This is a genomic window from Lederbergia sp. NSJ-179 (assembly GCF_022867885.1).
Taxonomy (GTDB): Bacteria; Bacillota; Bacilli; order Bacillales; family Bacillaceae_C; genus Lederbergia.
In genome coordinates, this window is record NZ_JALIFP010000008.1 from 68,955 (window position 1) to 84,296 (window position 15,342).

Sequence of the window (15,342 nt, forward strand, 5' to 3'; positions counted from 1 at the left end):
TCTTAACCATTAGACTTTTTCTGTGTTGGCATATGTGACGTTAAACTAACTGGCTCTATTTCCAAAAATTCAGTCGCTTCGATTTTATCAATATAGCTCATTTGGTTACCGGGAAAGCCCTTCATTTTCCAACCTCCCATGTCACGGTTCCCACCATAAAGGGGATCAGCATAAACACCTTCCAACACAACCATCCGTAGTAATGTGAAAAAATCACTGGACGTGACCCCAGCCATTTTCACATTGCCTTTTTCAAAATCAGTTAAAATCTCATCCTGTTCTTTATCCGTTAAATCGGTAAATTCCTTCTTATATTTTTCTTGACTATAGGACTGAATTCTTGAAATCCCTTGACTAAAAATTTCATTTCTCCGCAGGTGAGATTGAAAACCTTGTGTTTCGATCCCCGGATAAAAAGGTCCCATCATATAATCTCGCGCATTATTTCCCCATGCACCAGCCAACTGATGATCGATGTAATAGGGAACATCCAGATCAATCGCTCCCGGGCCAAGATCATCAGTTGGAAAAATCCGCTCAGATGCCTGAGACAGAACCGTGAACTCCTCCGGATTTGAAAAGTACATCATGGCACGTTGATAACTGACTTCCGGACCCTTCCCTCTTCCCTCTTCCGGAGACGTCTCACTTTTTCTGTTCGTTTTAAGGGTTTGTTGTGTGATAAGGCCTCCTAGAACTCCTCCACCAACAACACCACCCGCAACATAACTACCTTTTCGAATAAACTCTCTCCGTGTCATACCCTTTTTATCTTGTTGGTCACTCATTCCCGTACTCCTTTCATCATGTATTAGAAGGTATTATTTACAATAACAGGGAATTTACGCATATAAGAGGAAGATTTTTAAAAAGCTGCTTCCATTTGCCTTCTAGTATTGTTTGTCCAAATGACAGCATATATATGGGATAAATACGTGAAAAGGGGGTAAAAAATCGCAATGTTACCATTTAAAATACTTCGATATGTAGTTGCGTATGTTTTTATCATTTCCGGTTTGATGAAAGTTTTCAGCCCCGAGCTTGGTCATTATTTTATTAGTTTGGGCTTGCCCTACCCACAAATGATGCTTTATGCCGTAGCCTTCATTGAGGTCATTGCAGGTGGTTTTCTTCTATGCAATATCGCAACAAAACTCGCAACGATTCCACTAATGGCGATCATGATCGCCGCGCTCATTATCACAAAAGTCCCGATTCTCACTACGGATGTCTTGAAATTCGCCTTCGAAGCGCGTTTGGATATCACGATGTTTGTTTTACTTTTTCTCTTATATAGGTCAGAAACTTCATAAAAAAGGTTCCAGAAGGGATAGCGTAGAAGGGGCAGCTTCTGAACAAATGAGGTTGTTTTAGACGTATCATTTGAAAAGGATCGGTCCAACATTAATTTTTAGATACAAATCCAACTCCTCGTTTTAACAAAACGAAATTGGGAATAATAAGCGATATATCGCTTTTTAAGGAGTGTTTTGATTGGGTGCAATCGAACGAGGTAGTTACCTCTTTGAGCCGGAGCATAGTATAATTGCCCAGAATGGGGCCATTCATGTTTATAAGGATGGAGAGTTTGTGGAGGAAATCACATTTTCCTTTTCCGGGAAATATCCTGAGCTTGATCAAATTGAAGAGCTAGTGGAGGATTATTGTGAAGAGCGGGGAATTTAAACCTGATAAGGATCACAGCTAAAGAGGCCACGTTTGTGACAACCTCGATTCGGGATAAGTTTATACGGAGACTTAGGCAGCGTGATCTTGAAATAACTCTTTTAAAAGCTTGGAAGGTTAGGAATTTCCGTAGTTGGTACGAGAGAACCTCCTTGGCACTTATCAAGGAGGCTCTCCCATTTTATAGATAAAATCATTTAGGGCACAGCCCGTATGGCTATTTCCAATTTTTCCGTAATCAACTTCCAACAATCCGATCTGCCAGCCGATGCCATCTTTTACGATGGTATTCAATAAAGGATGGGACGAGTCCAAGTGCCCACCCGATTGGTCCTGCATACCAAACACCGATATAGCCAAACATCATTCCGAGTAGCAAGGAAAGACCTATTTTTGATATTAACTCTACAATACCTGATATCAATGGAGCTGGCACTTCCCCCATACCGCGTAATGTATTGTTATAAAGCCAAATCAATCCAAGGAAAGGGAAGAAATAAGCACTAATGGTCAAAAATTGCCTGGACATTTCCACAATAATTTCACGATGGGCATCATCATCCGCTATAAACCAGCTAACAATGGAGTCGCCAAAGAAAAAGATCACGATAGAAGAGATGACGCTTAGTATAATCGAAATAAAGGCAACCTTTTTAAAGGCGTCTTCGATTCTATCCGTTTTCTTTGCTCCTAAGTTTTGTGCGGCAAAGGTTGCAAAGGCTTGCGCCATATTAAAATAAGCAAGTGTTGCAAATTGCTGGACCCTGAGGCCTGTTGAGTAAGCCGCAACAGCATTGTGCCAAAGGTATTGACAACACCACTTACGACCATTTCTCCAACAGAGATTAATAGACTTTGCAATCCCATTGGTAGACCAATTTTAGAAATCATCTCGATATTTCCCCAATGCCGGTGCCATTCCGATTTGGAAACCCGAAAATTATAAAACTTTTTATACATATAAATAATACATAGTACAGCTGAAATAATTTGGGCCATTATCGTCGCAATCGCAACCCCTGTTACGTCCAATCCAAATCCTATGACGAATAATAAATCCAATACAACGTTCAAAACAGAAAAAAGAATTAAGAAATGTAATGGCGTCCGGCTGTCACCAACGGCGCGAAGTACCGCAGCGGCGCCATTATAAACAAATAGCCCTACTCTAGCCGATTTTCGCACCATTCCTTTTTCCTTCTCCCCTACCGTTACTAGGGTAACTTTAATTTAAATACATCCAATGTTACTGTTCTACAAAGTCAGTGGCTTCCTTTTCCATGTCAGACACACATTTAAATACATCCAATGTTACTGTTCTACTGCAGCTAGATTTAGAAAAATGCGTGAAGTGGGGATTTAAATACATCCAATGTTACTGTTCTACTAATCGGCATAGCCTTTAGCGTACGTCCAAAAGCCATTTAAATACATCCAATGTTACTGTTCTACGTTTTTGGCGGTATAATGCCCAGGGCAAGTCAACATATTTAAATACATCCAATGTTACTGTTCTGCTTTGTCAGTCAATCGGATATCAGCAAATTTGAAAAATTTAAATATTCCAATGTTACTGTTCTGCTTATTTATTTCAACTACTATATTTGTAGGTGAAAAATTTAAATACATCCAATGTTACTGTTCTGCAAGGCTATATTAAGTGCTCAAACAGAGCTTGATTTATTTAAATACATCCAATGTTACTGTTCTGCTTGCAGATTTAACCGGAACAAACGAAATCATTGTATTTAAATACATCCAATGTTACTGTTCTGCAATGTGTTGAGCGCGGTATGTGCTATCTTCGTTTGATTTAAATACATCCAATGTTACTGTTCTGCGTAGCGTCTTTAACATGGGCGTCAAAATCGACCTGATTTAAATACATCCAATGTTACTGTTCTGCTCACAGTGCCCTAAGAGATGGCTGGCTCACTCGTGAATTTAAATACATCCAATGTTACTGTTCTGCAGTTAGGTGTTGGCAGGCTATTGGAGCTAAGACAAGATTTAAATACATCCAATGTTACTGTTCTGCGGGGAGCGAAGTAACAATCAAGCGGCGATGATCTTATTTAAATACATCCAATGTTACTGTTCTGCTTAAACCCACCGGCGCCGAATCATCCTGTCATTAGATTTAAATACATCCAATGTTACTGTTCTGCGACGAAGGGACAAAGGCGGTTATTAATCTACTGGAATTTAAATACATCCAATGTTACTGTTCTGCCCTTCTTCCAGGTTTCTTTTAATAACCTCAACCCCTATTTAAATACATCCAATGTTACTGTTCTGCAATTAGGAAAGGATAAATACGGACAGATTCAGGAAAATTTAAATACATCCAATGTTACTGTTCTGCCAGACAGCCGTGTGACAGTAGTTTCCAACGTTCCATATTTAAATACATCCAATGTTACTGTTCTGCACAAATCCATCTATATGCTCTGGTGATTTTCTTTTATTTAAATACATCCAATGTTACTGTTCTGCTTTAACTTCGGATTAACTTTGATTGGAACGATATGAATTTAAATACATCCAATGTTACTGTTCTGCAAGTTTGTCCACGGAGTTTACCTTTTCCGGTAACATATTTAAATACATCCAATGTTACTGTTCTGCAAGACATCCAACAAAATGGAATCAACGCAGAAGAATTTAAATACATCCAATGTTACTGTTCTGCTATGTTAAACAATCCGAAATACAGGCGAAAATGAAATTTAAATACATCCAATGTTACTGTTCTGCTGAATTATCTTACAGTGAGCCATGGCGAATTTTCAAATTTAAATACATCCAATGTTACTGTTCTGCGGTGACATGCGGGCGGGCGCACAGGCGTTTATTGAATTTAAATACATCCAATGTTACTGTTCTGCCCAATTCAAGGTTAATATTCTTCTTAGGGATGGACAGAATTTAAATACATCCAATGTTACTGTTCTGCCGGGGGCACCTGCTTTTCCGTTCGGTTTTGTCATTATTTAAATACATCCAATGTTACTGTTCTGCTAACTAAATCCATACCATTAAATACAGATTGCATTATTTAAATACATCCAATGTTACTGTTCTGCGGGCACTTATGCGGTCAACCGTTTGTTCTAGGCGGCATTTAAATACATCCAATGTTACTGTTCTGCGCAGCCGAGGAATTAAAAGAAGCCCAAGAAATAAATTTAAATACATCCAATGTTACTGTTCTGCTTTAACCCGGAGGTTAATGTCCGTACTTAGCTGACATTTAAATACATCCAATGTTACTGTTCTGCTGACGCTTGATGAACGAACTCAACCGAAGGAAATAAATTTAAATACATCCAATGTTACTGTTCTGCAAATAAGCGCGCACTGCCTCTTTGTCCTTGTCGAATATTTAAATACATCCAATGTTACTGTTCTGCACCTGTGTCTCACTGTAAGCTGGCACAGTAACAATATTTAAATACATCCAATGTTACTGTTCTGCGGTAAATTCATAGCTTCCAGCGTTGCACCTTTTTGTATTTAAATACATCCAATGTTACTGTTCTGCATAGTTAATGAATCGGGAGAAGCAACTATCCCTTAATTTAAATACATCCAATGTTACTGTTCTGCGCTACAATTCCTGGTGAAATGGAATACTATTACGAATTTAAATACATCCAATGTTACTGTTCTGCTGAGTTGGAACATTATCCTAAGCTTGCACTAGTAGAATTTAAATACATCCAATGTTACTGTTCTGCAATCGCACTCTTTCTTCCCGTACATTTTGCAGTTAAATTTAAATACATCCAATGTTACTGTTCTGCGATGGGTGTGTGATATTTGAAGAAGTTCATGCTTAATTTAAATACATCCAATGTTACTGTTCTGCGATAGTCGATACACCTTCACTAGCGCGAATCCATTATTTAAATACATCCAATGTTACTGTTCTGCGTATTGACCGGCGTATGCTCCGGTAAGGTCTCCCATATTTAAATACATCCAATGTTACTGTTCTGCGCGATGTATATACTCCCGCTATTGTCACCGTTATACAATTTAAATACATCCAATGTTACTGTTCTGCTATCCCACGCGCGCTTCGCTCCATTCACGTACAAGAATTTAAATACATCCAATGTTACTGTTCTGCGTTTTAGCGTGACATCCCCGTCTTTTGCCGCATAATTTAAATACATCCAATGTTACTGTTCTGCAGTTTGTCCGCGGAGTTTACCTTTTCCGGTAACATATTTAAATACATCCAATGTTACTGTTCTGCGTTAATACTCGATACGGACGAATTTAAGGACTTACATTTAAATACATCCAATGTTACTGTTCTGCGTTCAGCCTTTGCTTTTAGTTCCTTAGCGTGCTGTGATTTAAATACATCCAATGTTACTGTTCTGCTTTCTGGATAAACTAGAAAAAATGTGGACTCTTGTATTTAAATACATCCAATGTTACTGTTCTGCCCTAACCACGTGGGACGTGATCAGGATTTCCGCATATTTAAATACATCCAATGTTACTGTTCTGCGAAAACAACCAACCCCAAATACCGCAAGAGCAAGCATTTAAATACATCCAATGTTACTGTTCTGCTCCTTTAAATCCATTTGTAGATAGTAACTCATAAAATTTAAATACATCCAATGTTACTGTTCTGCCCATTGCTATCAACTGTAGCGATGGCGGCATCACTATTTAAATACATCCAATGTTACTGTTCTGCATCCTTTTGCTGACTTTTTTGACGGATTCTTGGCGAATTTAAATACATCCAATGTTACTGTTCTGCGGATTTTACAGACCGTAGCTTACGTGCACTAGAGGCATTTAAATACATCCAATGTTACTGTTCTGCATTTTTATATGGATGGATCAACACCAATGGTGCACATATTTAAATACATCCAATGTTACTGTTCTGCCGTTCCGTCCGCTAGTGTAACGCGCATTTTCGTAATTTAAATACATCCAATGTTACTGTTCTGCAGGCTTTGCTATCAGCATTCTGAACGAAGAAACAATTTAAATACATCCAATGTTACTGTTCTGCTTCCGATGACTTGACCACTTCTGCATCTGCTAAGATAATTTAAATACATCCAATGTTACTGTTCTGCAATACACGTTACCTAGGTCAGCGGATTTGCCGACATTTAAATACATCCAATGTTACTGTTCTGCAACTAACTCCAAACCATTTTGCTGGGCAAGAATAAATTTAAATACATCCAATGTTACTGTTCTGCAAAGCAGGCGACCGAATGAACGTAAGGAAACTACTATTTAAATACATCCAATGTTACTGTTCTGCACAGTTATATTCGAATAGGTAAGTTCCGTCTACTTATTTAAATACATCCAATGTTACTGTTCTGCCAGTTTGGTTACAGAGTGCAAAGAAATCTTTGGAGGATTTAAATACATCCAATGTTACTGTTCTGCCAGAAACCTTGTTAAACAATTCTTAGAGTTAGCCCAATTTAAATACATCCAATGTTACTGTTCTGCTCGTCTCGCCGCATCGGTAGCGGGAGTTAACCGAAATTTAAATACATCCAATGTTACTGTTCTGCGCCTTTTAACTTTTATTCCTAGCCGCCAATTTAGTATTTAAATACATCCAATGTTACTGTTCTGCGACAGGTCGGTCGTCCGAATCCCATGAGTTAGTAATTTAAATACATCCAATGTTACTGTTCTGCCCTGCAGCAAGAGCACCGCGCACTTCAACACCCTTTATTTAAATACATCCAATGTTACTGTTCTGCATTTCATCTAGAGAACTTATAACATCCCCTAAGGTATTTAAATACATCCAATGTTACTGTTCTGCTCTCTAAGTATTTCTTTTAATTCTTCTCTGTTAAGTATTTAAATACATCCAATGTTACTGTTCTGCCATAGCCATTTGGAGTTAATGGTAGAAGGCTTTTTATTTAAATACATCCAATGTTACTGTTCTGCAAAGCGCCACGAACCTCTACGCCTTTTTGAGCATTTATTTAAATACATCCAATGTTACTGTTCTGCACATCCAAGAGTGGCCGCAGGTTCCGGGAGCGAGATTTAAATACATCCAATGTTACTGTTCTGCTTTTACTCCATGAGGGCAAGATTCGCCCAGAAGAATTTAAATACATCCAATGTTACTGTTCTGCTTAAATCGTCTGTTATAGCTCTAAAACTCGTATTCAATTTAAATACATCCAATGTTACTGTTCTGCAAATGATGAAAAACAAGCTCTCATGAATATATTAATATTTAAATACATCCAATGTTACTGTTCTGCGCGATAAGGGAGGAATCATTATGTGGGCGGACAAAAATTTAAATACATCCAATGTTACTGTTCTGCAAGATGTGGAGGGCCTCTAAAAGGTCACACAAAAATTTAAATACATCCAATGTTACTGTTCTGCGAAACCGACAAGGAGAATCAGATAAAACAACGATATTTAAATACATCCAATGTTACTGTTCTGCATCGAATATGACGGAATACAACACTACAAACCGCTATTTAAATACATCCAATGTTACTGTTCTGCATCTTCTTCTCCACCTTCCAAAACCTTTGTCAGATATTTAAATACATCCAATGTTACTGTTCTGCGGACTAGCTGAAAAGGCCATTAAAAAGGCTATAGCATTTAAATACATCCAATGTTACTGTTCTGCACGAGGACGGCCGCGAGTGCTAGTAATAGTAAGATTTAAATACATCCAATGTTACTGTTCTGCCGAGTACGGGCGTCAAACTGACCGTCGTAGAAGTATTTAAATACATCCAATGTTACTGTTCTGCGTATTTCTCTTTATTCCATTGAACAATCTGTCGGTAATTTAAATACATCCAATGTTACTGTTCTGCCAAATTTTCGATAGGAAATCCGTTAGCGGTTTTCTTATTTAAATACATCCAATGTTACTGTTCTGCGCTTCCGCGGTAGTACCGGCTTCGTCCGCAATCCACATTTAAATACATCCAATGTTACTGTTCTGCGGCGATGACCATGCGACTCTAAAGGCGCGGATAGAATTTAAATACATCCAATGTTACTGTTCTGCATAAATACGTCGCCTTCCGCAATCTCGCCTTCTAAATTTAAATACATCCAATGTTACTGTTCTGCCTTTCGCCAGCTTCCGATAATTGTCCGCGAGCATATTTAAATACATCCAATGTTACTGTTCTGCCGGACACCTTACCGCGAAGCCTTGCGTCGTGAGGATTTAAATACATCCAATGTTACTGTTCTGCAGTCGTTAAGTCGACGAGTTCTGGCGGTGGTACGAATTTAAATACATCCAATGTTACTGTTCTGCGCCGTTTATTACTAGCTTTTATATCCTAATTTTAATGCAAAATTGCTTATATATCAATGTTTATAGAGTTTTTTCTCCAAGTATCTTTTTGTATTGTGCAAATAAGAGATAAATAGCCGAGAAACCATTTACACCAATACATACAGCATGTATCTTAAACTTCAAGGTTGGAGAATTTTATAGAAATAGTGCTTCTCCATCTGCTTTTAATGACGTACCCAATGTAATCTCAGTAAAAGCATGTTCATTCATCATTGTAATAATAGAAACAAAATCATAATCCTTTTCGATAATCGCTTCGATTTCCTTTCTCATCTTCATAATATTCGAAGGAGTAATGGCTCCACGAAAAACTGAATTTTGATGATGGGTCAAATATTTTTTACAAACTTTAAAAACCTTATGGACTCTTTTTTCGTGGACATCATATAAAACAAAGGCATAGTTTGCATTTATTTGTTTCGATTTTTTCATTATTGTTTCTCCTTATCGTCAAATGGTCTAAACACTTCACCTTCCATAATAAACTTGATTAATTTATAAGCATCTAACTTAATCGCAGTATGGTATGTCACTTTTCTTTTTAGTTTTGTATGCATAAACGCTTTAGACATTCTTTCCTCAAACGATTGGATAAAAATTTTCTTTCCTGAATCATTCAACAAACAATAGTTCAACTCTTTATCAAAGTGCTTTCCTACCTGTAATTTACGATTATTAATATTTTCAAAAATGGTTCGAAACACAATTATTGGTTTAAACACCTCACATAAATCCAAACTTAATGAAAAGCGTCCTTCTGATGGCTCATGCAAAAAACTAATCGATTGATTCAAATGTGTACGATATATTTGAGAAATAGTTTTCGCATATAACAGTGAATTACCAAATGAAATCAGTGCATTCATCGGATTATCTGGTGGTCGCCTTACTCGTTTGTTAAAGAGAAAACTTTCTGGTAAAAAATATTGAAATGAATCATAAAACCTTTTCCAAATTGTTCCTTCAATAAAAAGTATCTGTGGAATATTAATATCTTTCTCTAGTAATAATGGCACTTCTTTGCGCAGCCAATTTAAAAATGGCTTTAATTCCTTTGAACCATGCGTATAATAGTGATATAAAACATAATAAATATTATTTGCTATTCCCCCAACAATCGCTTTAGCTATCGGCATGCGAACTTGATGAAACGCTTCTGCCTGCTTTATTGTCAATCGCCCACTTACCAAACCTTCCTTTGGATAAAACGTTCCTGTATATTGTTGGTAGTAATTAAAAAAGTGAACCGTTATTCCAGCTTTAGAGAGCAATTCAAATAATTTACTGTTGATACTTACCTCATTTAAGCAATAAATCTCCTTTACCCCTTCAATCGGTATATAGGTATGTCCACGCTCATTTCGGAAAATCAATGAATGATCTTTCCGTTTTAATTCCCCCATAGACGTTAAATACTTGACCGCTTTCATTATTTCTCACCTCAAATATAGCAATATTCATAGTAAGCACATTTTTTACACTTTGGCTCGTTCAATACCCCAGCCACTTGGTCACTTTCAATATAAATTTGAATCTCTTCTAGGCGCTTCTCGAGATCCGCTTCTTTTTCTTTCGTTAATTCTACATATATCGTCTTTTTTTCTTGCTTATTTTTTTCAATAAATTCAATTTTTCCCTTTCTTTCAATTCCTTTATCTTTTAGTATTTTTAAATAATAGAGTGTTTGCCATTTTACCGCCTCGATATCTGCATCAGACTTTTTTACTTCTACTAAATAATCATCGGTAATTTTATCAATCCTAATATTCTCAATCGCTACTTCACTTTTCTTTGCTTTCTCAGCTTTTAATTCATGCAAAACCTTCCCTATGCGGACATTTTCGCTGTTATCTTCTAAATTAACTTTATTGGCGAATAGCCAACATTGTCGTTTACAATGGGAATAATAATTAACTATCGTTCCAGTAACTTTCATAAAAACAAGTCCTTTCCATAATTATTTAACTTTTTTTCATTAAACACCATCATACCTGTGTATTCATCCTTTTCTACAAAATGTTCCCCATGCTCAATATAAAATATTTCGCCGATTTTATGATCTTCATTTTGATCTTGAATAACTGGTTTGATATATGTCGAAAAGAGAAAATAACTCATGTCTTCTGCTAACAAGGAGAGTTTCACTCGCCGTTCTGCAAAGTCCATCTTTTTATCAAGTGTTAACTCAACAAATTGTCGCCAAACTTCCTTACCACTTATAAAAGTGCCATCTACTCGTGTCGTTTCATAGGCTACAAACACATCATACTTAGAATCATTAATCAATTCCATATGGTTTGCTACTGCTTCATATTGTATTTTTTGAACAAGTTGATGAAATGCATCAATATGATGTTCATTATGTTGTTTTTTATATCTCTCCACATCCATAAACACAGTTTCATAAAAAGGGCTAAAGTCTTTTACTTCTAACATAGATCGATACTTTTCGTCTAACACATTGTAAGGTAAACGAAAATCACCATGGTAAATGTTTTGGGCATCAATTAAATTAAAGAAATACACGTAGCAATCCGTTCGCAAACATGAACGATTAATACGACCGGCAAATTGTTCTTCGCCATCTAATAAAGCATAATCTTTAAATCCAATATCCATATCAATGTCTACACCTGCTTCAATTACTTGAGTTGTGACAACAATGACATCAGTCAACTTAAACGTCCCATCTTCATTTTTTCCTAATGCATCAACAATTTTTTTACGATAATGAGCATGATGACTGCCGTTCAGCCGTATAACTGGAATTCCTTCCCCTTCAAATTCCTCATGTAAAAGTTGATACATCTTTTCAGATGATTCTAAGCTAATACATTCAACTAAAATCCGTTTAGGACCTTGTTTCTTTCTTATTTTGACAATCTCCTTACTAAGCTCATCTTCTGTTATGCCACTTTTCGTTAGTAAATCATAACGAAATTTCACTCTATTCTTAAATAGAGGATTAGAAAAATACTGTTTCGCATTTGGTAATAATTCAACGATTTGTTGCTTTTTTGGTAGTAAACGATCTAGCTTCGGTAAAGTGGCTGACATAATAATAATTTTCAAATTTAATAAATCGGCGAATTGCCTCAAAAACTCAATAATTTCCATCCAAAGATCATTTCGATAACTTTGAATTTCGTCCAGAATAATGACACTATTGCACAAATGTGTGAAAGCAAGATTGGATTCTCTCCCTACACCAAATAAATAGTTAAAGAAGTTTACATGAGAAGTTAACGTAATCGGATACTGTAGCATTTGGCGATATAAAACTTCTTCTTTATAATCAAAAAAAGATTGCCCAGTTTGCTCTGAAACATCTACATGCTCATTGTCTGATTTTTCCTCCACCGCACGAACAATGGGGGTAACCGAGTTGACCACACTGATCGGATACGTTCTTTGTAAGTTTTGTGGAAAAATATGATCCATTGTCTTCTTTGTCTGTTCAACAAGTGTATTAAATGGAAAAATATAGAGAATTTTATTCAAATTGGATTGCTGCTCTAACAAATGTAAAGCCAAGTTAATGGAGATATTAGTTTTTCCCCCACCAGTTGGCGCCTCTAAATAAAATAAAGATTCATTTGGATATTGGAGGATTTCTTTCTCCGCCTCGATGTACATATCAGAACGCAGCTGATTAATGGGTGTACTTTTAAAATAATTGGTATTCTGTTTATACGCCTCAATCCCCTGAACGACTTTCGTGCTATTATAAGTTTCACGCAAAATCGCAATATCCTCTTTCTGTAAATATCGAAAGGAAGGCCGCTCCCCATTCTTATCATAGGTGTAGGTTGCATAAAAATCAGCAGCCACAAGCGTAGAATACAATAGTCGATTTAATATATAAAATGGGTAATGACTATGACTTTCATCATCAATATTTTCTTCTGCTGCAAAGGCAGATAAATAAAAATCAGCATAATATTTTTCTTTATTTTGGTAAAATTTTAGAAACTGAGGGTTAACTTGCAACTGATGTGCAAGAACCATTAAATCACTCTCATAATCTTTTAAATTGAAGTCTTTCAAGTATGTATGATGTCTTGAAATCATATAGGAAAAAATCAGTATAACGTACGTAAAAAAACTTTGCTTCTCTTCATCCTCTATTTCTTCAATATCCTCTTCAAACTCATTTAAATAAAGTAAAGCTGATAATAATGAATGTTTGGTCATAAGTGGACCATCAAAATGAATTGATTGTTTCATCTTCACTTTTTGAAAGGCTGGATTAATCTTTCCTAAATCATGTAAAGTAATAGCTGCATAAAACCATTTTTCAATCCTATCGCATTCTTCTGCTGTAAGTGATTTTCCTTCAAAAGTGATAGCCTGAATCGTTTTCTTGACAACTTTAGCTAAACCATTTTCTCTCTGTAATTGCTCTACAAATGACATCACAAGTTCCGTATGTTCGCCTAATGTTTCATCTTGCTTTCCTCCAATATGAGCAAATATTTTTTCTGCATGAAGTAATAGTTTTTCTATTTCCATTCTCTTTCCTCCATATCATAAAAGTGGGGCAAGTTCACCCCACTTTTCGTTTAGTAAAAAGAAACAATACGATCCTCTACTTCAGAAAGCATGACATCTTGATTGATAGTTTTCACTCGTCGGTTGGTACAAATCATTTCCTTAAAAACATAACTATTAAGTTTTTCATCCAAAGAGTATGGCAAATTCTCTCGATAAAAGTAACCTTTTTCTTGATTTTTTTTGGTAATTCTGGCAAATCCACCTAGCTCTGCATCAGTTGCTTGGAAAAGGGAATGGATTCGTTCTACTTCATTTGGTGATTGCAAATGGACAATTCGGACAGCATGAATATCAGCAGGGTGATCATTTTTTCCTAGATATGGCACGAAAGTTGTTTTTCTATTCATCATTTGTTCTTTCAACACTTGATAGGCTTCCGAGCCATCATCTGCAATATATATAGTCCAATGCGGATGTTCTAACCACTGTTCTTTGACCACTAAATTATTACCGGCTTCACCACTGGCATACCCGACACTGTTATTAAATGTTTGAATTTTTCTTGAGAAATAGCTTCGATCGCCCTTTGGAACAATCCCAATTTGTAAATGCTGTTGCTTCATGTAAAATTCAGGATATTGATTTTCCTCTGTTGGACCTTCTTCTTGGATACTGCGCTTTTGCTCATGATAGCCACCATAGCCAGCTATTGCACCAAGCATTCCCAAAAGAGCGATTTTAGGAATTTGGCTATAAGTGAAATATACATTTGCATTCACATCTGGCTTTTTAAAAAAGGCAGTCTTTCCCTTAAGTTCAAATGCTAAAGCTTCCATTACCTCACATCCCTACTTCAATTCTTCACGTGTATAAAGATGTTTTTTTATAAACGCATCGCTACTATTTTCGATCGCTACTTTATAAGGATTATAAAACAACTCTATTTGTTCAATATCAGCTTGAACAGATTGCAAGAATGAGGATAGCGCTTCAAAATCATAGACTATCTTTCCATCACTACCTTTATAAACACCGATATATTGATCTAATTGAGGCAAATATAAATCCGTTCCTTCCTTGCAAGTGACAAATAAAGCGAGTTCATTTTCTGCACCTGATTTGCTATTCGTATTTAATACGGTGGCTCCTTTCATCAGCCCTTCCCGTAGTTTTTCATATGCTTCAACAGTATATCCTTCGAAACCATCCAATAAATCAATATATTCATCATAATGATTGGGATTAACACTAAACGGATAAACATAATGTGCTTCATCACTGACAATTTTCTTACCAAGTGAAGAAGCATCGGCATCCTGCTTCTTTGAATTTCGAAACGGCGATAAAATATCTTGTACTTGCACATCTGTATCTTCATATTTATTCATTCCTTGTCCCACTTGGACAACGCCAGTTAACGCGATATTTTGTTTTTCTACGGCAAATGTCGCACCAAAATTAAGCACATCTAGTGCCGAAAATAAGTTATTTAACACGTCTTTAGATGAAGTTTTATCATCTAATTTTCCGCCAAATATATTATCATAGCGTTCTGTTAAATTCCTAGGTTGTATTTTCTCACCTGACTTTTCTGGAATTGTATATGATTTATAAAAAAGCACTTTTTCTCCTTGCTTTTCCCAAAAATTCTTCACAGAATATTTTAGCGCTTTATCGCTTCCGAAAATCGTTCCATCACCAATTGTCTTCGGACGCCCGGTAAAATCAGCATTCCAATTTGCCATATGCGAGGCAATTCCAACAACCCCATATACACGTTTTTTCATTGTGACCAT

Annotated in this window: 10 protein-coding genes and 1 CRISPR repeat array; of the genes, 2 read left to right on the forward strand and 8 right to left on the reverse strand. The window is 36.4% G+C overall.

Features of this window, described 5'->3' with window-relative positions:
• Positions 1 to 2 precede the first annotated feature (2 nt).
• On the reverse strand, positions 3 to 788 hold the full coding sequence (locus MUB24_RS08445; RefSeq protein WP_244703090.1) for a gluconate 2-dehydrogenase subunit 3 family protein: 786 nt from the start codon (positions 786 to 788) through the stop codon (positions 3 to 5).
• A 171-nt stretch (positions 789 to 959) separates the two neighbouring features.
• Between MUB24_RS08445 and MUB24_RS08450 the strand changes: the two genes are divergently transcribed.
• Together MUB24_RS08450 and MUB24_RS08455 are read left to right on the forward strand one after the other, a co-directional pair.
• The gene (locus MUB24_RS08450; protein ID WP_244703091.1) at positions 960 to 1,313 is read left to right on the forward strand and encodes a DoxX family protein; all 354 of its coding nucleotides are present in this window, start codon (positions 960 to 962) and stop codon (positions 1,311 to 1,313) included.
• 181 nt (positions 1,314 to 1,494) lie between these two features.
• Positions 1,495 to 1,686: a YbxH family protein gene (locus MUB24_RS08455; protein WP_244703092.1), complete on the forward strand. Its 192-nt coding sequence runs from the start codon at positions 1,495 to 1,497 to the stop codon at positions 1,684 to 1,686.
• Between the two features lie 238 nt (positions 1,687 to 1,924).
• On the opposite strand, the gene MUB24_RS08460 is transcribed toward MUB24_RS08455, so the two are convergent.
• The 7 genes from MUB24_RS08460 to MUB24_RS08495 all read right to left on the reverse strand — a co-directional run bounded on the left by MUB24_RS08460 (position 1,925) and on the right by MUB24_RS08495 (position 15,342).
• Entirely contained in the window at positions 1,925 to 2,548 is a 624-nt protein-coding gene (locus MUB24_RS08460) for an MATE family efflux transporter (protein WP_313898435.1), read from the reverse strand.
• 366 nt (positions 2,549 to 2,914) lie between these two features.
• Positions 2,915 to 9,010: a CRISPR direct-repeat array (repeat unit 30 nt; unit sequence ATTTAAATACATCCAATGTTACTGTTCTGC).
• Between the two features lie 177 nt (positions 9,011 to 9,187).
• Complete coding sequence (gene cas2, locus MUB24_RS08470; protein WP_244703093.1) at positions 9,188 to 9,484, reverse strand: CRISPR-associated endonuclease Cas2; 297 nt, start codon at positions 9,482 to 9,484, stop codon at positions 9,188 to 9,190.
• Positions 9,484 to 10,482, reverse strand: a complete 999-nt coding sequence (cas1b, locus tag MUB24_RS08475) for a type I-B CRISPR-associated endonuclease Cas1b (RefSeq protein WP_244703094.1) — start codon at positions 10,480 to 10,482, stop codon at positions 9,484 to 9,486. Before cas1b ends, cas2 begins: the two co-directional genes overlap by 1 nt.
• 11 nt (positions 10,483 to 10,493) lie before the next feature.
• Positions 10,494 to 10,988: a CRISPR-associated protein Cas4 gene (locus tag MUB24_RS08480; protein ID WP_244703095.1), complete on the reverse strand. Its 495-nt coding sequence runs from the start codon at positions 10,986 to 10,988 to the stop codon at positions 10,494 to 10,496.
• Positions 10,985 to 13,564, reverse strand: coding sequence for a CRISPR-associated helicase Cas3' (gene cas3 / locus MUB24_RS08485; RefSeq protein ID WP_244703096.1), 2,580 nt, complete (start codon positions 13,562 to 13,564; stop codon positions 10,985 to 10,987). The genes MUB24_RS08480 and cas3 overlap by 4 nt, the downstream gene beginning before the upstream one ends.
• A gap of 50 nt (positions 13,565 to 13,614) precedes the next feature.
• Entirely contained in the window at positions 13,615 to 14,382 is a 768-nt protein-coding gene (cas5b, locus tag MUB24_RS08490) for a type I-B CRISPR-associated protein Cas5b (RefSeq protein WP_244703097.1), read from the reverse strand.
• Positions 14,383 to 14,394: 12 nt separating this feature from the next.
• Positions 14,395 to 15,342: a type I CRISPR-associated protein Cas7 gene (locus tag MUB24_RS08495; RefSeq protein WP_244703098.1), complete on the reverse strand. Its 948-nt coding sequence runs from the start codon at positions 15,340 to 15,342 to the stop codon at positions 14,395 to 14,397.